Annotated in this window: 24 protein-coding genes and 1 tRNA gene; 15 read left to right on the forward strand and 10 right to left on the reverse strand. The window is 68.5% G+C overall.

Annotated elements, in window-relative coordinates; genetic code table 11:
• Positions 1–211: 211 nt before the first annotated feature.
• The 4 genes from BN971_RS10825 (at position 212) to BN971_RS10840 (ending at position 2,996) form a co-directional block, all read left to right on the forward strand.
• Positions 212–454 (forward strand): hypothetical protein, encoded by a 243-nt coding sequence (locus BN971_RS10825; protein WP_170322145.1) that lies wholly within the window; start codon positions 212–214, stop codon positions 452–454.
• Positions 455–478: 24 nt separating this feature from the next.
• On the forward strand, positions 479–634 hold the full coding sequence (locus tag BN971_RS25040; RefSeq protein WP_090350090.1) for a DUF6131 family protein: 156 nt from the start codon (positions 479–481) through the stop codon (positions 632–634).
• 153 nt (positions 635–787) lie between these two features.
• Entirely contained in the window at positions 788–1,492 is a 705-nt protein-coding gene (gene tcrX, locus BN971_RS10835; RefSeq protein WP_085183444.1) for a two-component system response regulator TcrX, read from the forward strand.
• Complete coding sequence (locus tag BN971_RS10840) at positions 1,470–2,996, forward strand: sensor histidine kinase (protein WP_085183351.1); 1,527 nt, start codon at positions 1,470–1,472, stop codon at positions 2,994–2,996. Before tcrX ends, BN971_RS10840 begins: the two co-directional genes overlap by 23 nt.
• Here the strand turns inward: BN971_RS10840 and BN971_RS10845 are convergent.
• Entirely contained in the window at positions 2,989–3,471 is a 483-nt protein-coding gene (locus tag BN971_RS10845) for a lipoprotein LpqH (protein ID WP_085183350.1), read from the reverse strand. The two genes, BN971_RS10840 and BN971_RS10845, sit on opposite strands and share 8 nt — an antisense overlap.
• 167 nt (positions 3,472–3,638) lie before the next feature.
• Here BN971_RS10845 and BN971_RS10850 point away from each other — a divergent pair, with 167 nt between their 5' ends.
• The gene (locus tag BN971_RS10850; RefSeq protein WP_169718678.1) at positions 3,639–5,519 is read left to right on the forward strand and encodes an alkyl/aryl-sulfatase; all 1,881 of its coding nucleotides are present in this window, start codon (positions 3,639–3,641) and stop codon (positions 5,517–5,519) included.
• Between the two features lie 61 nt (positions 5,520–5,580).
• Here the strand turns inward: BN971_RS10850 and BN971_RS10855 are convergent, their stop codons facing one another.
• Genes BN971_RS10855 through BN971_RS10875 form a run of 5 tightly spaced genes read right to left on the reverse strand, consistent with a single transcriptional unit; the run spans position 5,581 to position 10,262 of the window.
• Positions 5,581–6,552, reverse strand: coding sequence for an NADPH:quinone oxidoreductase family protein (locus tag BN971_RS10855; RefSeq protein WP_085183348.1), 972 nt, complete (start codon positions 6,550–6,552; stop codon positions 5,581–5,583).
• Positions 6,552–7,205: a TetR/AcrR family transcriptional regulator gene (locus BN971_RS10860; protein ID WP_085183443.1), complete on the reverse strand. Its 654-nt coding sequence runs from the start codon at positions 7,203–7,205 to the stop codon at positions 6,552–6,554. Before BN971_RS10860 ends, BN971_RS10855 begins: the two co-directional genes overlap by 1 nt.
• Positions 7,156–8,436 (reverse strand): acyl-CoA dehydrogenase family protein, encoded by a 1,281-nt coding sequence (locus BN971_RS10865; RefSeq protein WP_085183347.1) that lies wholly within the window; start codon positions 8,434–8,436, stop codon positions 7,156–7,158. Before BN971_RS10865 ends, BN971_RS10860 begins: the two co-directional genes overlap by 50 nt.
• 16 nt (positions 8,437–8,452) lie before the next feature.
• On the reverse strand, positions 8,453–9,214 hold the full coding sequence (locus BN971_RS10870; protein WP_085183346.1) for an SDR family NAD(P)-dependent oxidoreductase: 762 nt from the start codon (positions 9,212–9,214) through the stop codon (positions 8,453–8,455).
• A gap of 1 nt (position 9,215) precedes the next feature.
• Positions 9,216–10,262, reverse strand: a complete 1,047-nt coding sequence (locus BN971_RS10875) for a phosphotransferase family protein (protein WP_085183345.1) — start codon at positions 10,260–10,262, stop codon at positions 9,216–9,218.
• Positions 10,263–10,360: 98 nt separating this feature from the next.
• On the opposite strand from BN971_RS10875, the gene BN971_RS10880 reads away from it, so the two are divergent.
• Complete coding sequence (locus BN971_RS10880; protein ID WP_085183442.1) at positions 10,361–10,969, forward strand: histidine phosphatase family protein; 609 nt, start codon at positions 10,361–10,363, stop codon at positions 10,967–10,969.
• Positions 10,970–11,109: 140 nt separating this feature from the next.
• Entirely contained in the window at positions 11,110–12,156 is a 1,047-nt protein-coding gene (locus tag BN971_RS10885) for a phosphotransferase family protein (RefSeq protein WP_085183344.1), read from the forward strand.
• Between the two features lie 4 nt (positions 12,157–12,160).
• Here BN971_RS10885 and BN971_RS10890 read toward each other — a convergent pair whose 3' ends face one another.
• Positions 12,161–12,499, reverse strand: coding sequence for a LapA family protein (locus BN971_RS10890; protein ID WP_085183343.1), 339 nt, complete (start codon positions 12,497–12,499; stop codon positions 12,161–12,163).
• A 100-nt stretch (positions 12,500–12,599) separates the two neighbouring features.
• Between BN971_RS10890 and BN971_RS10895 the strand changes: the two genes are divergently transcribed.
• The 5 genes from BN971_RS10895 to BN971_RS10915 are packed head-to-tail and all read left to right on the forward strand — an operon-like array spanning position 12,600 to position 16,665.
• Complete coding sequence (locus tag BN971_RS10895; RefSeq protein WP_085183342.1) at positions 12,600–13,544, forward strand: ABC transporter substrate-binding protein; 945 nt, start codon at positions 12,600–12,602, stop codon at positions 13,542–13,544.
• Positions 13,544–14,653 (forward strand): ABC transporter ATP-binding protein, encoded by a 1,110-nt coding sequence (locus tag BN971_RS10900; protein WP_085183441.1) that lies wholly within the window; start codon positions 13,544–13,546, stop codon positions 14,651–14,653. Before BN971_RS10895 ends, BN971_RS10900 begins: the two co-directional genes overlap by 1 nt.
• A 2-nt stretch (positions 14,654–14,655) precedes the next feature.
• Positions 14,656–15,342, forward strand: a complete 687-nt coding sequence (locus BN971_RS10905; protein WP_085183440.1) for an ABC transporter permease — start codon at positions 14,656–14,658, stop codon at positions 15,340–15,342.
• Positions 15,339–16,061 (forward strand): ABC transporter permease, encoded by a 723-nt coding sequence (locus tag BN971_RS10910; protein ID WP_085183341.1) that lies wholly within the window; start codon positions 15,339–15,341, stop codon positions 16,059–16,061. The genes BN971_RS10905 and BN971_RS10910 overlap by 4 nt, the downstream gene beginning before the upstream one ends.
• Positions 16,062–16,110: 49 nt before the next feature.
• Positions 16,111–16,665: a putative glycolipid-binding domain-containing protein gene (locus BN971_RS10915; protein WP_085183340.1), complete on the forward strand. Its 555-nt coding sequence runs from the start codon at positions 16,111–16,113 to the stop codon at positions 16,663–16,665.
• Here BN971_RS10915 and BN971_RS10920 read toward each other — a convergent pair.
• Complete coding sequence (locus tag BN971_RS10920) at positions 16,628–17,572, reverse strand: prephenate dehydrogenase (RefSeq protein WP_245837096.1); 945 nt, start codon at positions 17,570–17,572, stop codon at positions 16,628–16,630. The genes BN971_RS10915 and BN971_RS10920 overlap by 38 nt on opposite strands.
• Before the next feature lie 142 nt (positions 17,573–17,714).
• Here BN971_RS10920 and BN971_RS10925 point away from each other — a divergent pair, with 142 nt between their 5' ends.
• The 3 genes from BN971_RS10925 (at position 17,715) to BN971_RS10935 (ending at position 18,810) form a co-directional block, all read left to right on the forward strand.
• Positions 17,715–18,236: a tRNA adenosine deaminase-associated protein gene (locus tag BN971_RS10925; RefSeq protein WP_085183338.1), complete on the forward strand. Its 522-nt coding sequence runs from the start codon at positions 17,715–17,717 to the stop codon at positions 18,234–18,236.
• Entirely contained in the window at positions 18,233–18,691 is a 459-nt protein-coding gene (locus BN971_RS10930) for a nucleoside deaminase (RefSeq protein ID WP_085183337.1), read from the forward strand. The genes BN971_RS10925 and BN971_RS10930 overlap by 4 nt, the downstream gene beginning before the upstream one ends.
• A 29-nt stretch (positions 18,692–18,720) precedes the next feature.
• Positions 18,721–18,810 (forward strand) — tRNA-Ser (locus BN971_RS10935).
• 439 nt (positions 18,811–19,249) lie between these two features.
• Here the strand turns inward: BN971_RS10935 and BN971_RS10940 are convergent.
• Entirely contained in the window at positions 19,250–19,498 is a 249-nt protein-coding gene (locus tag BN971_RS10940; RefSeq protein WP_085183336.1) for an excalibur calcium-binding domain-containing protein, read from the reverse strand.
• A gap of 362 nt (positions 19,499–19,860) precedes the next feature.
• Entirely contained in the window at positions 19,861–20,091 is a 231-nt protein-coding gene (locus tag BN971_RS10945; protein ID WP_085183335.1) for a DUF167 domain-containing protein, read from the reverse strand.
• Between the last annotated feature and the right edge of the window lies 1 nt (position 20,092).

The following is a 20,092-nucleotide window of genomic DNA, read 5'->3' on the forward strand; positions in this document are numbered from 1 at the left end:
CGGCCTCGGCCAACGCCGCATACACCGCATGGATTTTATTGGCGTGACCTGGCACCTGCCATTCGACGCGCATCCTTCGCTGCTGGTCTGCCGGCTGCAGAGGCGACGGCGACCGACGAGACTGGGGCATTCCCCGTGCGGCGTCACGCATGTTTAGACACGCGTGCAATGGGTAACGCTAGCCGGACGGGAAATCATTCTCGAACACAAAATGGAGGTCACCATGCGTGGCGGCGGAATAATCGGCACGATTGTTCTGGTGTGGCTGCTCATCGGGGTGTTCGCGGCATACCAACGCGATTACTTCAAAGGTGGGTCAACGAGTTGTGTCACAGCAGGGAATATTGCGTTGACCGTGGTCGCCGGCCCCTTGAACTATGCGGGTGTGAACCCCAAAGTCAAGGATTGCCATGTACCACAGCCGAGTTCAATGCCCAGTGGCCTCGTCGCTTAAATCCCTCACACGAAAGAAGTCGTCATGATCATATTAGGCATCGTCCTGCTCATTCTCGGGTTCGTGTTCGGCATTCATCTGCTGTGGGTGCTCGGAATCGTCTTGCTCGTCATCGGCGCCGTGCTGTGGATCATGGGTTCGGTGGGCCGCCCGGTTGCGGGTCGCCGGTACTGGTATTAGTTCACCCGCGCCCGGTAGAGATTGCGCGTGACCGCCCGTGGCGGTCGCGCGTTTTCTCATAGTCCGCGCACAGGAAAGCCATAGCCTCGACCCAGCCGAAGGCGGATACTGAGAGTTGTGACTCAGTCCCGAGCGTCGGCGGAGCGAGTGGTCATGTGCCGCGCCGATGGCAACCCGATAACCGTGCTCGTCGTCGACGACGAGGCGGTGCTGGCCGAGATGGTGTCGATGGCGTTGCGCTACGAGGGCTGGAACATCGCCACCGCCGGGGACGGGTCCTCGGCGATCGCGGCGGCCCGTGCGCAGCGGCCCGACGTCGTCGTTCTCGACGTGATGCTCCCGGACATGAGCGGCCTCGACGTGCTGCACAAGCTGCGTGAGGAAAACCCGCAACTGCCGGTGCTGTTGCTCACCGCCAAGGATTCGGTGGAAGACCGCATCGCCGGGCTGACCGCGGGCGGCGACGACTATGTCACCAAGCCGTTCAGCATCGAAGAGGTGGTGCTGCGGTTGCGTGCGCTGCTGCGCCGCACCGGCGTGACGACGACGGACAGCGGCGCGCAGCTGGTGGTCGGAGACCTGGTGCTCGACGAGGACAGCCACGAAGTGATGCGCGCCGGCGAGCCAATCTCCTTGACCTCCACGGAGTTCGAGCTGCTGCGGTTCATGATGCGCAACTCCAAGCGGGTGCTCAGTAAGGCCCAGATCCTCGATCGCGTGTGGAGCTACGACTTCGGGGGCCGGTCCAACATCGTCGAGCTGTACATCTCCTACCTGCGCAAGAAGATCGACAACGGTCGCGAGCCGATGATCCACACCCTGCGCGGCGCCGGTTATGTCCTCAAGCCGGCCCGCTGACATCGGGCGGGCCTGGTCGCTGCGTTTACGGCTGCTGGTCGGGCAGGTCGTCGTCCTCGCGGTCGTCTGCATCGGCATCACCGCGGCCACCGAGCTGTCCTTGCGGCATCACCTCGTGGCGCAGCTCGACGGCCAGCTCGCCGGGGCCTCGTACCGTTCGGCGCTGTTGTATCCCGAACCGAAACGCCCCGGGTGGCGGCACGAGTCACGTTTTTCACCCAGGCCGGGACCCGGTCCCCGGTTCCTGGACGCCCCCGGCCAGCCGGCGGGCATGGTTGCCGCGGTGGTCAATCACGCGAGCGTCATCGACGCCGGCTACCTGACCAGTAGCGGCGCGCGGGCCGCTCTGAGCCCCGAGGCCCAACGGCAACTGGAACAGATCTCGGGCACTCGCAGGCCGACGACGCTCGACCTCGACGGGCTCGGCCGGTACCGGGTCGTGGCCGCCGCGAGCCGCAACGGGGGAGACGTGATCGTCACCGGCCTGTCGATGTCGAACGTCGACGCGACGATGATCCGGATGCTGGTCATCCTGGGCATCGTCACCCTGGTCGCCCTGGCCGCGGCGACGACGGCCGGTGCCATCATCATCCGGCGCGCGCTGGCGCCGCTTCGCCGCGTCGTGCAGACGGCGACCGAGGTGGTCGAACTGCCGCTGGACCGCGGCGAGGTCGAACTGCCGGTGCGGGTGGCCGAAGCCGACGCCAACCCCTCGACCGAGGTAGGGCAACTCGGGTCGGCGCTCAACCGGATGCTCGACCACATCTCGGCGGCCCTGTCGGCGCGGCAGGCCAGCGAGACCCGGGTCCGGCAGTTCGTCGCCGATGCCAGCCACGAACTGCGGACTCCGCTCGCCGCCATCCGCGGGTACACCGAGCTGACCCAGCGCATGGGTGATGACCGAGACGCGGTCGAGCACGCGATGAGCCGGGTGGCGTCGGAGACCGAACGGATGACCCGGCTGGTCGAGGACCTGCTGCTGCTGGCTCGCCTTGACTCGGGCCGGCCGCTGGAACGCGAACCGGTGGACCTTTCGCGCGTGGCGCTGGACGCGGTCAACGACGCGCACGTCGCGGGGCCGGACCACGAATGGGAGCTCGATCTGCCCGACGAGCCGGTGATCGTCCCGGGGGACGCCGCGCGGCTGCACCAGGTGCTGACCAATCTGCTGGCGAACGCGCGTGTCCACACCGGTGCGGGCACCGTCGTGACGACGCGGTTAAGCACCGAGCCGTCCTACAGCGTGCTGCAGGTCATCGACAACGGCCCCGGCATCCCCACGGCCCTTCAGTCCGAGGTCTTCGAACGGTTCGCCCGCGGCGATTCCTCGCGTTCCCGCAAAGGCGGCAGCACGGGGCTGGGCCTGGCCATCGTGTCGGCCGTCGTCAAGGCGCACCACGGGACGATCGCGGTGAACAGCTCACCGGGACACACCGAGTTCACGGTGCGGTTGCCACTCGACGGGTGGCAACCGCCGGCCGGACAGGCCTCCTCGGCTAGCTAGAGCAGGTGACGTCGATCTCGAACGGCTTGTTCACCGGCTGCATCGGGTTGGCCATGTCCACGCCCGTGGCGGTGCCGGTGATCTTGTAGCTGTTGCCGTCCTTGGTCGCCGAGGCGTTGCCCTGGCCGATGCCCTGGGTGTACCCGAGCGTCACGCCGTTGACGTTGCCCAGCCCGACGGACTTCACCTGCGGCGGGTTGGCGTCGGTGAGCACCGCGGCGATGCCGGTCGCCGCCCCACCGATCGCGATGTTGACGCTGCCGCCCACGGTCGTGCACACGACCGTGCCGCTGACGTTCTGGTCCTTGCCGTCGATGGTCACCTTCGGACCGGAGCCCGTACCGGAACTTGCCGACGTGCCCGCGGCCGATGTGGTCCCCGAACCGCTCGAAGTCGACTTGTTGCTCGAGCAGCCCGAAATACTCGCGGCCAAAATTGCCGCCCCGGCTACCGCAACGGTCAGTCCACGCTTCACCTGTTCTCCTTTGCCCAATCGTCGCGATCCGTCGGCTTTGACGAACCGATGGGCAGTATGCGGGTTAACTGAGACGCGGAGCTAGGGTCCGGGGACATTAATTTCGCATTCCGCAAGGCGCCGGCAATTCAGGATCGTTTCGCCGGTCGGCCGTCAGTGGCAATGTATTGCCGGTGAAACACAATCCCCCGACCGCGTTCATCGAGTCTTCCCATCGCGGCCATGTTCTGCCCCTCGACGACGTCGCGGATTTCCACAACGCTGATCGGGGATTCGTCGCCGCGTTGTCGCCGTGCGTCATCAAGGCGGCCGACGGCCGCGTCGTGTGGGACAACGACGCCTACTCCTTCCTCGGCGGCCCGGCGCCGGCGTCGGTGCACCCCAGCCTCTGGCGGCAGTCCACCCTGAACGCCAAGCAGGGCCTGTTCGAAGTGGTGCCGGGCATCTACCAGGTCCGCGGCTTCGACCTCTCCAACGTCACATTCGTCGAGACCGACAGCGGGATCATCGTCATCGATCCGCTGGTCTCCACGGAGGTGGCCGCCGCGGCGCTGTCGCTGTATCGCACGCACCGGGGCGGTGAGCGCCCCGTCGTCGCGGTGATCTACACCCACAGCCACGTCGACCACTTCGGCGGAGTACTCGGTGTCACCTCGGAGGCGGAGGTGGCCTCCGGTGCGGTCGCCGTCCTGGCGCCCGAAGGCTTCGTCGAACACGCCGTGCAGGAGAACGTCTACGCCGGCCCGGCGATGGCCCGCCGGGCCACCTACATGTACGGGACACTGCTGCCGCGCGGGCCCATGGACCAGGTGGGCTGCGGTCTGGGCCAGGCGCCGTCCACCGGCGAAGTCGCCATCATCGTTCCGACCATCGACATCCGGGAGACCGGCGAGAAGCACACCATCGACGGCGTGGAGATCGAATTCCAGATGGCGCCGGGCACCGAGGCGCCCGCCGAGATGCATTTCTATTTCCCGCGTTTCCGCGCCCTGTGCATGGCCGAGAACGCCACCCACAACCTGCACAACCTGCTCACCCTGCGCGGTGCCCTGGTGCGCGACCCGCACGCCTGGTCGGGCTACCTCACCGAGGCGATCGACACCTTCGCCGACCGCGCCGACGTGGTGTTCGCCTCCCACCACTGGCCGACCTGGGGGCGGGAGAACATCGTCGAATTCCTGTCGCTGCAGCGCGATATGTACGCCTACCTGCACGACCAGACGCTGCGGCTGCTCAACCAGGGCTACACCGGCGCCGAGATCGCCGAGATGTTCGAGATGCCGCCAGCGCTGGACCGGGCCTGGCACACGCACGGGTATTACGGGTCGGTCAGCCACAACGTGAAGGCGGTGTATCAGCGCTACATGGGTTGGTTCGACGGCAACCCGGCTCGCCTGTGGCCGCACCCGCCGGAGAGCCTCGGTCCCCGCTACGTCGAGGCGATGGGCGGAATGGAACGCGTCGTAGAGATCGCCCGGTCAGCGTTCGCCTCCGGTGATCTCCGTTGGGCGGCAACGCTATTGGATCACGCGATCTTCACCGACAGCGAGCATTCCCAGGCGCGCGCGCTGTACGCCGACACGCTGGAGCAGCTGGCCTACGGCGCGGAGAACGCGACGTGGCGCAACTTCTTCATGAGCGGGGCAACCGAACTGCGCGCGGGCAATTTCGGCACCGCCGTCACCGCCGCCTCGCCGTCGATGTTCAACCAGCTCACCCCCGAGCAGATTTTCGACAGCCTCGCCATCCGGGTCAACGGTCCGCGCGCCTGGGACCTCGACATGACGATCGACGTCAGCTTCGGTGATCTGGCCGCCAATTACCGCCTCGCGCTGCGTAACGGGGTGCTGATCTACCGCAAGGTGGCGGCCGATGTCGCGACCGCGACCGTCACCGTCAAGCTGGACACCAAGCTTCGGCTGCTGGCCGTGACGGTGGGCGACATCACCTCGCCCGGATTGGAGATATCCGGGGACGCCGCGGCACTGCAGACCTTCCTCGGCGTGCTCGACGGCCCGGATCCCAATTTCAACATCGTCACGCCGTGATCGACGGCGCAAAGTCGAAGCCTCCTCGCCGGCAACCACGGCGACGCCCGGGGGCAACCCGTCACGCGATGTCGATGACGACCTTGCCAAAGACTTTGCGTTCGGCCACCAGGCGCAACGCCGCCGGCGCGTCGGACAGCGGGTAGCGCGCGCCGATGTAGGGCCGGATCGTTCCCGCGGCGAACATCTGCGAAAGCTCTTGCATGTCGCGCGCGGCCTCGTCGGCCCGGTCGCCCATGAAAGTCCGTATTTCCATGCCGCAGATCGTGATTCCTTTCAGCAGCACCAGGTTGAGCGGGATGGACGGGATGGTGCCCGCGGCGTAGCCGAGGGTGACGAAGGTCCCGCCGCGGGTCAGAGCGCGCAGCGCCGGCTCGGAATACTCCCCGCCCACGGGGTCGATGACCACGCGCGCGGCGTCGCCGGTGAGCTCACGGATGCGGGTCTTGAGGTCTTCGCGTTCGTAGTCGACGGTCGCCTCCGCGCCCCGACGCCAGCACAGTGCGAGCTTTTCGGGGCTCGAGGCCGCCGCGAGCACCCGGGCCTTCATGGCGACGGCCAAGTCGACGGCGGCCAGGCCCACCCCGCCGGCGGCGCCCAGCACCACCACCCAATCCCCTTCTCCGACTTCGGCGACCGAGCGCAGCGCGTGATACGCCGTGCGGTAGGTGACGCCGAACGCCGCGGCCGACGCGAAGTCCACGCCCTCGGGGACGAGCGACACCGCGCCCGCGTCCAGGGCGACCTGTTCGGCGAACGCACCGGTCGCCGTCGTGGCCGAGACGTGCTGGCCCGGGTGAAACGGTGCGCCGCCGCCGGTGGCAACCACTTCCCCCGCCAGTTCGCTACCCGGAATGAACGGCACCGGAATCTTGATCTGGTACTTCCCGGCGATCAGTAGAACATCGGGGAAATTGACCGCCGCGGCGCGGACCCGCACCAGCACCTGGCCGGGGCCCGGGACCGGATCGGCGACCTCGTCACAGACCAGGTCCTCGGGCGCGCCGTAGGAACGGCAGACCACGGCGCGCATCAGCCGGCCCCCAGGCCGCGCAGGCAGAATTGCACCAGATGCTCGATGTCGCCGGGTGAGGGCCGGTCGGCGGCACCCACGTACCGCCGCATGGTGGCGATGGTGCAGGAGAACACCGCCTCGACGTCGCGCTCGACATCGTTACTGCCAAGCCCCGCAACCGGTTCGGCCAAGAGCTCGCGCAGCGGACGCATCATCGCCCGGTCGGCGGCGTGCCCATTACTGCTCGCCGCCATCTGACCGGCGGCGGCCCGGCTCATGCTGATCAGGTGCGGGTCGGCGACCTGCGCCAGGGATCCCTCGATCCAGCGCGCGACCTTGTCCCGGGGCCGCGACTCCTTGGCCATCTGGTGCTGTAGGTAGGACGCGACGATGGCGACCCCGCGCTCCATCACCGCCAGGATGAGATCGTCCTTGCCCGCGAAATAGCGGTAGAACGCCTTGTTCGACGAGCCCGCCTCCGCGACGATGTCGCTCACGCGCGGAGGATCGGGCGCGACCCGCTCCATCACCCGCACCGCGGCGGCCAGGATGCGCTCGACCTCCTCGGTGGCCTCCCGCTGGCGTTCGTCCAGGGCCCGCTCGACGGCCGCGGTCACCCGATTAGCCAATGAGCTCACCGTATTTCGCCCGGGCGGCGGCCAGGCGGACATCCAGCGATTCGCTGGGCCACTCCGCGTCCTCGGCCTGGTAGCCCTTGAGCAGCATCCGTGCCAGGTTGACCTTGTGCGCCTCGGTCGGCCCGTCGGCCAGACCGAGCGCGATGCCCCCGAGCAGCACGTTGACCAGCGGCAGCTGGTCGGTCAGCCCAATCGCGCCGTGCACCTGAATCGCGCGCATGCCAATCGATTTCAGCACCTGCGACGCCAGGATCTTGCACGCGGCGATCTCGGCACGCGCGGCGGCCTCGTCGCCGTTGTCGATCAGCCAGGCGGCGTGCAGAACAGTGAGCCGGAACGGGATCAACTCGGTGTAGGAGTCGGCGACAAACTCCTGCACCAGCTGCTTGTCGGCAAGCGAACTGCCCTGCGTGAAGCGGCTTTTCGCACGCCGAGACATCATTTCCACCGCGCGTTGGGCCATCCCGATCGACCGCATCGCGTGGTGCAGCCGGCCCCCGGCCAGCCGGGTCTGCAGGATCATGAAGCCTTGGCCGGGTTCGCCCAGCAGCGCGTCGGAAGGCACGCGGACCCCGTCGTAGTGCACCAGAGAATGACCGGGCTCGTGCGGATGGGCGCCGACCAGGTGGTGGTTGGCTTCGATGTTGAGGCCGTCGGTGCCCGCCGGCACCAGGAAGGTCGACGCGCCACGGTGGACCGGGACGTCGGGATCGGTGATCGCGACGACGATGAAGAAGGAGGCGACCGAGGCGTTGGAGGAGAAGTACTTTCGGCCGCTGATCACCCAGTCGTCGCCGTCGCGCACGGCCCGCGTGGTGAAGACCCGCGGGTCCGCGCCGCCCTGCGGCTCGGTCATGGAGAAGCAGGAGAAGATCTCGCCGGACAGCAGCCCCGCCAAATACCGGTCCTTTTGTTCCTGGGTGCCGAAGCGGGCGATGATCTCGGCGTTGCCGGTGTCGGGCGCCTGGGTCCCGAAGACGATCGGCGCCCAGGGGCTGCGGCCCAGGATTTCGTTGATCAGCGTCAGCTTGACGGCGCCGAAGCCCTGTCCGCCCAGCTCCGGTCCCAGATGCGGTGCCCACAGGCCGTTGTCGCGGACCCGCTGTTTGAGCGGGTCGACGATCCGGCGCCGCTCGTCGTTGAGCGGCAGGAACTCGCAGCCGGGGAAGAGCACCTCGAGGGGCTCCACCTCGTCGCGGACGAATTCGCGGACCCACTGCAGTTTATTCTCGAAGTCCGGTTCGGTGGAAAAATCCCAAGCCATTCGACGCTCCTATTTGTTAAGGGATCCCGCCATCGGCGCGCAGAATGGAACCGGTGGTGAAACTTGACGCGTCGGAAGCGAGAAACAGCGCCGCTCCGACGATTTCGGGCGGGTCGCCGGCGCGCTTGAGCGACAGGTGGCCGAAGTTGGTGCCGCCCTCGCCGAGGTTCCAGGCCTTGCTGACGTCGGTGAGGAAGGGCCCGGCCATCAGCGTGTTGACCCGCACGGCCGGCCCGAACGCCTGCGCCAGACCCTCGGTCATGGCGTTGAGGCCGGCCTTGGCGGCGGCGTAGGGGATGATGCCGCCGTTGGGGCGCAAAGATCCGGTGGAGCTCACGTTGATGATCGACCCGCGACCCGCCGCCACCATCCGCTCGCCGATCAGCGCCGACAACCGGAAGGGCCCCTTGAGGTTCAGGTTGATCACCGCGTCGAAAAGCTTCTCGGTGACGTCGGAGAGCTTGTCGTAGAGCGGGGACATGCCGGCGTTGTTGATCAACGTGTCGACCTTGCCGAACCGCCCGTACGTCGCCTCCACCAGGCCGTCGAGCTGATCCCAGCGTCCCACGTGCACCTGATACGGCATGGCCGAGCGGCCGGTCTGGGCCTCGATCTCCCTGGCGGTGCTCACGCAATTGTCCATGTTGCGGCTGGCGATCACCACGTCGGCGCCGCAGCGAGCGACGGCGAACGCCATCTCGCGCCCCAGCCCGCGGCTGCCGCCGGTGATCAGGACCACCCGGTCGGTGAGATCGAAAAGCCCGTCCGCGTAGCCCATTTCAGTGGGCCTTGGTCGGCAGTGATCGGGCCAGCGCGGCGGCGGTGCCGATGAGCTGGGGGATCATCGCCCCGAAGGCGTCGGCGATCTTGGGGTCGACCTTGCCCGTGCGCACCCCGGCGGCGTACGTCTTTTCCAGCACGATGCCCAGCTTCCAGTTGGCCAGCACCAGGTAGTAGTCGATGTTGTCGGTGCTCAGGCCGCTGACGGTCTCGTAGTGCTCCAAAAGCTCGCTGCGCCTGGGCATTCCGCTCATGTCGAGATAGAACCCGTCGGCGCGTGGCTCCTCGCCGTCATAGCCCAGCAGGCACCACGCCAGGTCCAGCAGCGGGTCGCCGACCGTCGTCATCTCCCAGTCCACGATCGCCGCCAGCCGCGCGGGCGCTCCGTGGGCGAACATGACGTTGGCGAACTGATAGTCGCCGTGCATGATGCCCGCCGTGTAGTGCGCCGGCCGGTTGCGGCGCAGCCAGTCTGCGGCCTCGTCCAGGCCCGGCAGGTCGCGAACCTTGTACGCGTTCAGGAACGAAAGCCATCGGTCGACCTGTCGCTCGTGGAATCCCTCGGGGCGCCCGAACCCTTCGAGCCCCTGGGCCCGCCAGTCCACCCGCCCGAGCTTCGCGGCGCCGGCCACGAGCTCGAACGCCAGGCCGCGGCGTGCCTGCAGGTCGGTGTCGAACGGCGCCTGCCACCCGCCGTCCATCGGGCTCCACCCCTCGATGGCCTGCATGACGTAGAACGGCTTGCCCAGCACGGTGCCGGAGTCGTCGGCCGCGATCAGCGCCGCGTGCGGAACGTCGGTGCCCGACAGCGCGCGCACCAGGCGGATCTCCCGCAGCAGGCCGTCGATGCGTTCGGCGTCGGCGCGCGGGCCCGGCATCCGCAGCACCATGCGCTCGCCACCGCGCTCGATGAGGAACAGGGTGTTCTGGGAGCCGCCCTTCAACTGCTGCAGCAGCGGTTGCTCTCCGGCGCCGGGCGCCGCGTTGGCGTCCAGCCAGCGGCCCAGCAGGCCCGCGTCCAATTGAGTGTCGCCCACAGCCGTCATCGCCCGAACACCTCACTCTCCGCCTGGAGAATAGCATTCTCCGCACGGGAGGCAAGGGTGCCTTCGCCGCCCGGCGACCCCATGAAAAGGTGATGCCCATGCAAGTGCTGTTGATCCGGCATGCGCTGCCGCTGCGCAGCGAGCACGGTGAAGGCTCCGACCCGGACCTGTCCGACGAGGGCCTGGCCCAGGTCGAGCGGCTACCCGGGGCGCTGACCAGATTCCCCATCACGCGGGTGGTCAGCAGCCCCCAGCGACGCGCCATCCAGACCGCGGAACCGGTCGCGGTGGCCCGTGACCTGGCCGTCGAGATCGACGACCGATTCGCCGAATACGATCGCGACCTTCCGCTGTACATCCCGGTCGAGCAGATCCGGCAGGAGCGGCCCGAGGAATGGGCGCGGCTGGCCCAGGGGCATCTGCCCAGCGCGGTCGACGAGGACGCGTTTCGCGCCCGCGTCCGCGCGGCGGTCGACGAACTGGTCGCCACCGTCGATCCCGAGGACACGGTCGCGGTGTTCAGCCACGGCGGGGTGATCAACGTGCTGCTGCACGAAATCCTGGGCACCGCCCGGCTGCTGTCGTTCCCCGTCGACTACGCCTCGGTGACCCGGCTGTTGTTCTCCCGCTCCGGCCAGGCGACCGTGGCGGCCGTCAACACGACCGAGCATGTGTGGGACCTGCTGCCCCGAAATCAGCGGTGGTGAGCGATTGGGGGCATCGAGCCTGCGCCCCACGGCGCGTTCGTCGGCCCGGGCCGCGCCGCCGGCGCAGAGTCGATGCCGCGGACGCAGATTCGCGGCGAGTGGCTGTTCGCGCCGAGCACCCGCGGTGGTAAACAAGTCCGGTGACGTCAGCCGACCAACTCGAAGGCCTCGACCTGGCCTCGCTGGACCGTTATCTGCGTTCGCTCGGCATCGAACGCGACGGGGAGTTGCGGGCGGAGTTCATTTCCGGTGGCCGCTCCAACCTGACCTTTCGCGTCTACGACGACTCCACCAGCTGGCTGGTGCGGCGGCCCCCGCTGCACGGGCTGACCCCCTCGGCGCACGACATGGCCCGCGAGTATCGCGTGGTCGCCGCGCTGCGAGACACCCCCGTTCCGGTGGCCCGCGCCATCGCGTTGTGTGAGGACGAGTCGGTGCTGGGTGCGCCGTTCCAGGTCGTGGAGTTCGTGGCCGGTCAGGTGGTGCGGCGGCGGGCCCAGCTCGAAGCGCTCAGCCACACCGTGATCGAGGGCTGCGTGGACTCGCTGGTCCGGGTGTTGGTTGATTTGCACAGCGTGGACCCCGACGCCGTCGGCCTCGCCGACTTCGGAAAGCCCAGTGGATACCTCGAGCGCCAGGTGCGACGGTGGGGCTCGCAATGGGAGTTGGTGCGGCTGCCCGAAGACCGACGCGACGCCGACGTCGAACGGCTGCATCGCGGCCTGCACCAATCGATTCCGCAGCAGAGCCGCACGTCGATCGTGCATGGCGACTACCGGATCGACAACACGATCCTCGACGCCGACGACCCGACCAAGGTCCGCGCGGTCGTGGACTGGGAGCTTTCCACGCTTGGGGACCCGCTCAGCGACGCGGCCCTGATGTGCGTCTACCGCGATCCGGCGCTGGACTTGATCGTCAACGCCCAGGCGGCCTGGACATCACCGCTGCTGCCGACCGCCGACGGCCTGGCCGACCGGTACTCGCTGGTTTCCGGGTTCTCGCTGGCGCACTGGGAGTTCTACATGGCGCTGGCATATTTCAAGCTGGCCATCATCGCCGCGGGCATCGACTTCCGGCGGCGGATGTCGGACCAGGCCCGCGGCATCGACTCGGAGCACACCCCCGAAGTGGTGGCGCCGCTGATCTCCCGGGGGCTGGCCGAACTCGCCAAGCTACCCGGCTGACGCGTCAGTGCGCCGCCGCCGCGTGGTGTTTCTTGGCCGCCCGGCGTAGCTGAAGGATCCTCGCGGTGCCGACCGCCACGGTGATCAGCCCGCCCACCACCGCCGACAGCAATATGGCCACCCCGAGCGGGAGGCTCCAGTGCCAACCCAGGAACCGAAAGTCCGTCGTCGTCGTGTTCTGGGTGATGAAGATCAGCAAGACGATCAGAATGAGGAAGCCGGCGATCAACGACGTCCACAGCGCGCCGGCACGGGTGAAGGCGATGGCGGGTTCCTTGCCTGGCCCGGGGGCCTTCGGCGCAGCGCCGGGCCGGTCGGGGGAGGCGGGGGGTTGGCTGCTCATGGGATCATCTTCGCCCCATCGCGCACGAAATGAAACCAGACCCCCGTATCGGCCCCGTCGCCGGCGGCGGCCCGGCGGTCGTGCCGTTACTGTCGGCGGTATGAGGTTGCCGCGCGCGCGTAACGCGATCGCGGGGGCGGCGGTGTGGTTGACGGCCCTGTCCGTCGTTGCGGCGTGCAGCAATTCCGATCCGCTGGCGGCCCAGGCCCGCAGTCCCAACTCCATCGTGGTCGGATCCGGCGACTTCCCCGAATCGGAGATCGTCGCCGAGATCTACGCACAAGCGCTGGAGGCCAACGGATTTGACGTCGGGCGGCGCATGGGTGTCGGCAGTCGCGAGACGTACATCCCCGCGCTCAAGGACCATTCCATCGACCTGGTGCCGGAGTACATCGGGAACCTGCTGCTCTACTTCGCACCCGCTTCGACGGCGACGATGCTCGACACCGTCGAGCTCGAATTGTGCCGGCAACTGCCCGGTGACCTGTCGATCCTGAGGCCGGCGCCGGCTTCGGACACCGACACCGTGACCGTCACCGGCGCGCTCGCCGCCGCGTGGCACCTGGCGACGATCGCGGACCTGGCCGCGCACTCCGGCGACGTGAGATTCGGGGCGTCGTCGGCGTTTCAGGCCCGCCCGGCCGGTCTGCCGGGCCTGAAGCGGAAATACGGGCTCGACATCAGCCCGGGGAATTTCGTCGCGATCGAGGACGGCGGCGGGGCGGTGACGGTGCGCGCACTGCTGCAGGGGCGGGTCACGGCCGCCGACATCTTCAGCACCTCCCCGGCCATCCTGCAGAACCACCTGGTCGTCCTCGCCGACCCCGACCACAACTTCATGGCCGGCAACATTGTGCCGCTGGTGAATTCGCAGAAGAGATCGGGGCGGCTCGAAGACGTGCTGGACGCGGTGTCGGCAAAACTGACCTCGCCCGGGGTCGCGGCCCTCAATGCACTGGTCGCGGGGAACTCCGGAATGGACCCGGCTCAGGCCGCGCGGAAGTGGTTGCGCGACAACGGCTTCAATCACCCGGGCGGCCAATGATGCCCGACTCCGAGCCGGCCATCATCTTCGACGGTGTCAGCAAGATTTACGCCGACGGGACCGCCGCCGTCGACCGGCTGAACCTGGCGGTCCCCAGCGCCAGGTTGACGGTGTTCGTCGGTTCCTCGGGCAGCGGCAAGACCACGGCATTGCGGATGATCAACCGCATGGTCGAGCCCACCGCCGGAACCATCACCGTCGACGGCGCTGACGTCGCCGGCGTCAACCCGGTCAGGCTGCGGCTGGGAATCGGCTACGTCATCCAGCAAGGGGGGCTGATGCCGCACCTGCGGGTGATCGACAACGTCGCAACGGTTCCGGTCCTGCGGGGGCAATCCCGCCGGGTGGCCCGCAAGGCCGCCTATGAGGTGCTCGAGCGCGTCGGGCTGGATCCCAAGCTCGCCGGCCGCTATCCCGCGCAGTTGTCCGGCGGTGAACAACAGCGCGTCGGCGTGGCCCGCGCGCTGGCCGCCGACCCGCCCATCTTGCTGATGGACGAGCCGTTCTCCGCCGTCGACCCGGTGGTCCGCAACGAGCTGCAGAATGAAATCCTGCGCCTGCAAAGCGAACTGCGCAAAACCATAGTGTTCGTCACGCACGACATCGACGAGGCGCTCAAGCTCGCCGACCGGGTCGCGGTGTTCAAGGGTGGGGCCCTGCAGCAATGCGACGAGCCCGAGCGGCTGCTGTCCCATCCGGCCAACGACTTCGTCGCGCGCTTCATCGGCCTGGGCCGAGGGTATCGCTGGCTGCAGCTCATCGACGCGAACGGGTTGCCACTGCACGACATCGAAATGATCTCGGCGGAAAAGCTTTCCGCCGCCGCCCTCGCGGACGGCTGGGCGCTGATCGTCGACGCCGCGGGCGCGCCCACGGCCTGGATTGACGCCGAGGGCCTGCGACGACACCACGCGGGCGCACCCCTGTCCGACACCTCCTGCGGTGTCGGGTCGCTGTTCCGCCCCAACGGGAACCTCAGCCACGCGCTGGACTCGGCGCTGTCGTCGCCGTCGGGGATCGGTGTCGCCGTCGACGACGCGGGCAAGGCCATCGGCGGCATCCGGGCCGCCGACGTGCTGGCCGCCGTGGACGCCAAGCGGGGATGCTGACCATGCACTACCTGCTGACCCATCTCGGCGAGGCGCGGGCGCTGACCCTCATCCACCTGCGCCTGTCGCTGCTGCCGGTGCTGATCGGGCTGGCGATCGCCGTGCCGCTGGGCGTGCTGGTGCAGCATGTCCCCGTGGCGCGGCGCCTGACGACCGCGACGGCCAGCGTCGTGTTCACCATCCCGTCGCTGGCGCTGTTCGTGGTGCTGCCGGTGATCATCGGAACCCGGATCCTCGACGAGGCCAACGTCGTCGCGGCGCTGACCGCCTACACCGCCGCGCTGATGGTGCGCGCGGTGCTCGAGGCGCTGGACGCGGTGCCGGCGCAGCTCCGCGACGCGGCCACGGCGGTCGGCTACCCGCCCGTCCGGCGGATACTGCAGGTCGAGCTGCCGCTGTCGGTTCCGGTCCTGGTCGCCGGGCTGCGGGTGGTCGTCGTCACCAATATCGCGATGGTTTCGGTCGGGTCGGTCATCGGCATCGGCGGCCTGGGCACCTGGTTCACCCAGGGGTATCAGACCGACAAAAGCGACGAGATCTTCGCCGGCATCATCGCGCTCTTCGTGCTGGCGGTCGCCGTCGACGGCCTCATCGTGCTCGCCGGTCGGGCGGCCACGCCGTGGGAGCGCGCCAGCCGAACGACGCGTCGGCGCTCGGTGGTGGCCCCGGTGGTGGGGGGCTCGCGATGAACTTCGTGCGGCTGGCGATGTCGTATCTGCTGACGGCGGACAACTGGACCGGCCCCGTCGGGCTCGCGGCGCGTATCGCCGAGCACGTCGAGTACACCGCGGCCGCCGTGGGCGCCTCGGCGTTGATCGCCGTGCCCCTCGGTCTGATCATCGGGCACACCGGCCGCGGCACGCTCCTGGTCGTCGGCGCGGTCAACGCGCTGCGCGCGCTGCCGACGCTCGGCGTGCTGTTGCTGGGCGTGCTGCTGGTGGGCCTGGGGCTGGGGCCGCCCCTGGTCGCGCTGATGCTGCTCGGCGTCCCGTCGCTGCTGGCCGGCACCTACGCGGGGATCGCCAGCGTCGAGCCGGCCGTGGTCGACGCGGCCCGCGCGATCGGCATGACGGAGACCCAGGTGCTGCTGCGTGTCGAGGTGCCGAACGCGCTCCCGCTGATGCTGGGCGGGCTCCGCAGCGCGACCCTGCAGGTGGTGGCGACGGCAACGGTGGCCGCTTACGCGAGCCTCGGGGGGTTGGGCCGGTACCTGATCGACGGGATCAAGGAACGGCAATTCCAGCTCGCCCTCGTCGGCGCGCTGACGGTCGCCGCCCTGGCGCTGATCTTGGACGGCCTGCTGGCGTTGGCCGTATGGGCGTCGGCCCCGGGCAGCGGGCGGTTCAGGGAGCCGGTGATCACACTTACCGGCAAACCCGCCGCGGCCGGCGACGACGTTCTACGGTAGATGGGTGAGCTCCGCCCCCACTGATCCGAACCGGCGCGTATGGCAGGCGATGCTGACCTGGCGTGCGCAGGACGTCTCACGGATGGAGTCGGTACGCGTGCAGGTCTCCGGCAAGCGGCTGCGGGCCAACGGCCGGATCGTGGCCGCGGCCACCGACGCCAACCCGGCCTTCGGCGCCTACTACGACCTACAGACCGACGAGTCCGGTGCCACCAAGCGGTTCGGCTTGACCGTCACCCTGGCCGAGCGGGAGCGTCAGCTCGCCATCGCCCGCGACGAAGAGAACATGTGGTTGGTGACCGACCACCAGGGGGAGCGGCGTGCCGGATACAACGGGGCCCTCGACGTCGACGTGGTGTTCAGCCCCTTCTTCAACGCGCTTCCGGTGCGGCGCCTCGGTGTACACGAGCGCGCGGAGTCGGTCATGTTGCCGATGGTTTATGTGAACGTGCCCGAGATGTCGGTGGTCGCCGCCACGGTGAGCTACACCAGCGAGGGGCGCCTGGACGGGATCAAACTGCGCTCCCCCGTCGCCGACACCAGCGTGAGCGTCGATGAAGAGGGGTTCATCGTGGACTACCCCGGCTTGGCAGAGCGGATCTGATCACTCCGCCGGCCCGGCCGGCGGCGGCCAGTTCCTGGCGCCAGTCCGGGGCCCCGATGACGACGTGGAAGATCTCGCTGCGGGGGAAGCTGTCGTAGCGGGTGCGGGCGGCGTGACCCGCTTCCACCAGGTCGGCCACGGAGTTATGGGCCGCCAGCGACTCGCGGGCGTGGCTCAGCAACTCGATCACCCGGTCGGCCGCCGACACCAGCTGGTCGGAGTTGGCCTCGCACATCGCCCGCACCAGGTCGGGGGCGCTGGCCGCCACCCGGGTCCCGTCGCGGAAAGACCCCGCGGCCAGCGCGAATGCCAGCGGCACCTCTCCAGCCGTGATGGCCAGCGCCTCGGCCAGCAGGTGGGGCAGATGCGAGATGGCCGCCGCGGCGGCGTCGTGCTCGTCGGACTTGGCCGGGAGCACCATCGCGCCGCAGTCCAGCGCGAGCGTCATCACCATCGACCACACGTCGGGGTCCACGTGGTCGTCCACGCTGACGACCCACGGGGTCCCGGTGAACAGTCCCGCGTGACCGGCCGCCCAGCCCGAGTGCGCCGTGCCGGTCATGGGGTGACCCCCGACGAAGCGCTTCCGCAGACCGGCCGCGGTGACTGCGTCGAGCACCGCGCACTTGACGCTGGTCACGTCGGTGAGCGGGCAGTCCGGGGCCAGGTCGCTGATGTGGCCGAGCATGCCCTGCAGGGCCGGCATCGGGACGGCCAGCACAATCAGCGCGCCGGTCTCGGCGGCCCGGGCCAGGGTGCCGCTCAGATCCGTGGTGGCGTCGAAGCCCTCGGCGGCCGCCCCGTGGGCGCCCTCGACCGAGCGGTTGTAGCCGAACACCTCGCGCCCCGCGGCCTTGGTGGCCCGCATGATCGAGCCGCCGATGAGCCCGAGCCCGAGGACGCACACCGGTGTCTGGGGTTGGGGGCTTGCCACAGAGCAAGGTTGGCACAGTTCGGCGGATAGCGGTGCTTCCCGTGCCGTCGCGAATCGGCGCCGGTCCGGGTTGTGTCTGGTCAGGGGGCCTCGTCAGCGACTACCGTAAGCGCCCATGGGACCACAACGGGCCTCAGCCCAGGGCTTGTCCGCGGACACGCCGGACGGCTTCGGCGTTGCGGTCGTGCGCGAAGAGGGTAAATGGCGCTGTGCCCCCATGGCTCGCAAGTCGCTGACGAGCCTCGCGGCCGCCGAGACGGAATTGCGCGAACTGCGCAGCGCCGGCGCGGTCTTCGGGCTGCTGGACGTCGACGACGAGTTCTTCGTCATCCTGCGGCCGGCGCCGTCGGGCACCCGGTTGCTGCTGTCGGATGCCACCGCCGCCCTGGACTACGACATCGCCGCCGAAGTGCTGGACAAGCTGGACGCCGACATCGACCCCGAAGACCTCGAGGAATCGGAGCCGTTCGAGGAGGGCGACCTGGGGTTGTTGTCCGACATCGGGCTCCCCGAGGCGGTGCTGGGCGTCATCGTCGACGAAAGCGATCTCTACGCCGACGAGCAATTGGGCCGCATTGCGCGCGAGATGGGCTTCGCCGACGAGTTGTCGGCGGTGATCGACCGCCTCGGTCGGTGATCAGTGACGAAGATCTGATCCGTTCGGCACTGGCGGTCGCCATGACGGCCGGCCCGCGCGATGTGCCCATCGGTGCGGTTGTCGTCGGGCCCGACGGAACCGAGCTGGCCAGGGCCGTCAACGCCCGCGAGGCGCTGGGAGATCCGACCGCACACGCCGAGATCCTGGCGATGCGGGCCGCCGCCAAAGCCCTCGGCGACGGCTGGCGACTGGCGGGGGCCACGCTGGCCGTGACGGTCGAACCGTGCACCATGTGCGCCGGCGCTCTGGTCCTGGCGCGGGTCGAGCGGCTGGTGTTCGGGGCCTGGGAACCGAAGACCGGAGCCGTCGGGTCGCTGTGGGACGTGGTTCGCGATCGCCGGCTCAACCACCGCCCCCAAGTGCGCGGCGGGGTGCTGGCGGCGGAGTGCGCCGCGCCCCTGGAGGACTTCTTCGCCCGCCAGCGATTGGGGTGAGCGCCGGTGCGTTCGGTAAGCTGCCTGGCGGTGGCGTGTCCGAGCGGCCTAAGGAGCACGCCTCGAAAGCGTGTGACGGCTAACACCGTCCGAGGGTTCAAATCCCTCCGCCACCGCCATAGCTAGAAACCGGTCCGCACTGGTGCGCGGCTTATCCGCGTACTTCCCGAAGCTGCTGGACACCACGTGGACCCCGTTTGGACACACTTTTCCTGCGGGCCGTGACCAGGGTGTTGCCCACCTTGTCCAAATCCGTCAAACAGATCCGCGTAGGTCCGCAAGGTCTACGTCAGTGTCTTGCGCCGTGTTGTAGTTGCGCCCGGAGTAGGTGACCGCGACCGCGTCGCCGATGCCCTCAACTTGATACGTAACATTGACTTCCCGCTTTGATTCCATGTGAACGCCAGTCGCGACTAGACCGACGAACGCGAAGCAACCGCCCACGCCGAGCAGGGCGATCAGGACGCATCCCCCGAATACCCACGGCCACACCAAACTCTTCTTGGGGGCTGCTGGTAGTGATCTGGAGGCGGATACCCCGCCGCTGTTGTACGACGTTTAGGGACACCATTCACAAGCGATGCCGTCGTTGTCGCGGTCAAGGCCAGGGCGGTAGCCCGGATCGCCCCGATGCAACGGGGCCACCCCCGCGGCACAGGCGGCCCGACAATTCGGGTAGTACGCCGACGGCGCGGAGGTTGTCGGCGTCGTTGACGGATCTGCATGCCCTAAGGCGGAACCCGCTACACCCATCGCGATCGCTACAACGAACGGCGCCAGGCGAAACAGACTGAGAAACCGTTGCATCAAACACCCCTCTCCGTATGGGCTGTGATGCCCGAGCCTGACCGACCTCGATGGCGCTTCACGAGCAGTTCGCCAGGTTTCATAAGAGATTCATGCAATACCGAGGGTTTTGACCTGCGCGGGCAGCCGTCCTCGACGAAATACTCTTGAAGACTACGGATTTCGAGCTCGGCGCCCGGTGGCGGCGGCGTCGTCATGTTGCGACCGGGTCAGCCCGGTTGCCGCGATGCCCAGAAGCCAAAGCTGACCGCCGCCCCAGCATGGATGCCGACTAACCGCGCCACTCGTTCGACGGCCTTCGAACAACGATCGAATCTGAACTGCGTTCGAATCTGACCACACGGTGGCCTGGGCGTCGACGGTCAGCTCTTGATGCGGAAGCGCTTCTGCCGGGACGTGGCTCCGGACACCAGCTCCACGCGGCTTCGCGGCACGCCGAGATGAGCGGCCAGCAGCCGCACGACCGCGTCGTTGGCCTTGCCGTCCACGGCCCGCTCACGCACGTAAACGGTCAGCGCACCGCCGGAGCCGACCTCGACGAGAGGTCCCTTGCGGCTGCCGGGTTTGACCTTGACGGCGATGCAGTCGCCCATG

The sequence above is a fragment of the Mycobacterium bohemicum DSM 44277 genome (assembly GCF_001053185.1).
Taxonomy (GTDB): Bacteria; Actinomycetota; Actinomycetes; order Mycobacteriales; family Mycobacteriaceae; genus Mycobacterium; species Mycobacterium bohemicum.

Excerpts from the sequence above, each read along its gene's own strand:
- BN971_RS10825 (WP_170322145.1), top strand. The coding sequence starts at position 212 with ATGGAGGTCACCATGCGTGGCGGCGGAATAATCGGCACGATTGTTCTG.
- BN971_RS25040 (WP_090350090.1), top strand. The coding sequence starts at position 479 with ATGATCATATTAGGCATCGTCCTGCTCATTCTCGGGTTCGTGTTCGGC.
- tcrX (WP_085183444.1), top strand. The coding sequence starts at position 788 with ATGTGCCGCGCCGATGGCAACCCGATAACCGTGCTCGTCGTCGACGAC.
- BN971_RS10840 (WP_085183351.1), top strand. The coding sequence starts at position 1,470 with ATGTCCTCAAGCCGGCCCGCTGACATCGGGCGGGCCTGGTCGCTGCGT.
- BN971_RS10855 (WP_085183348.1), bottom strand. The coding sequence starts at position 6,552 with ATGCGCGCCGTGGTCTGCCGTTCCTACGGCGCGCCCGAGGACCTGGTC.
- BN971_RS10860 (WP_085183443.1), bottom strand. The coding sequence starts at position 7,205 with ATGTCCGCCTGGCCGCCGCCCGGGCGAAATACGGTGAGCTCATTGGCT.
- BN971_RS10865 (WP_085183347.1), bottom strand. The coding sequence starts at position 8,436 with ATGGCTTGGGATTTTTCCACCGAACCGGACTTCGAGAATAAACTGCAG.
- BN971_RS10870 (WP_085183346.1), bottom strand. The coding sequence starts at position 9,214 with ATGGGCTACGCGGACGGGCTTTTCGATCTCACCGACCGGGTGGTCCTG.
- BN971_RS10875 (WP_085183345.1), bottom strand. The coding sequence starts at position 10,262 with ATGACGGCTGTGGGCGACACTCAATTGGACGCGGGCCTGCTGGGCCGC.
- BN971_RS10880 (WP_085183442.1), top strand. The coding sequence starts at position 10,361 with ATGCAAGTGCTGTTGATCCGGCATGCGCTGCCGCTGCGCAGCGAGCAC.
- BN971_RS10890 (WP_085183343.1), bottom strand. The coding sequence starts at position 12,499 with ATGAGCAGCCAACCCCCCGCCTCCCCCGACCGGCCCGGCGCTGCGCCG.
- BN971_RS10895 (WP_085183342.1), top strand. The coding sequence starts at position 12,600 with ATGAGGTTGCCGCGCGCGCGTAACGCGATCGCGGGGGCGGCGGTGTGG.
- BN971_RS10900 (WP_085183441.1), top strand. The coding sequence starts at position 13,544 with ATGCCCGACTCCGAGCCGGCCATCATCTTCGACGGTGTCAGCAAGATT.
- BN971_RS10905 (WP_085183440.1), top strand. The coding sequence starts at position 14,656 with ATGCACTACCTGCTGACCCATCTCGGCGAGGCGCGGGCGCTGACCCTC.
- BN971_RS10910 (WP_085183341.1), top strand. The coding sequence starts at position 15,339 with ATGAACTTCGTGCGGCTGGCGATGTCGTATCTGCTGACGGCGGACAAC.
- BN971_RS10915 (WP_085183340.1), top strand. The coding sequence starts at position 16,111 with ATGCTGACCTGGCGTGCGCAGGACGTCTCACGGATGGAGTCGGTACGC.
- BN971_RS10925 (WP_085183338.1), top strand. The coding sequence starts at position 17,715 with ATGGGACCACAACGGGCCTCAGCCCAGGGCTTGTCCGCGGACACGCCG.
- BN971_RS10940 (WP_085183336.1), bottom strand. The coding sequence starts at position 19,498 with ATGCAACGGTTTCTCAGTCTGTTTCGCCTGGCGCCGTTCGTTGTAGCG.
- BN971_RS10945 (WP_085183335.1), bottom strand. The coding sequence starts at position 20,091 with ATGGGCGACTGCATCGCCGTCAAGGTCAAACCCGGCAGCCGCAAGGGA.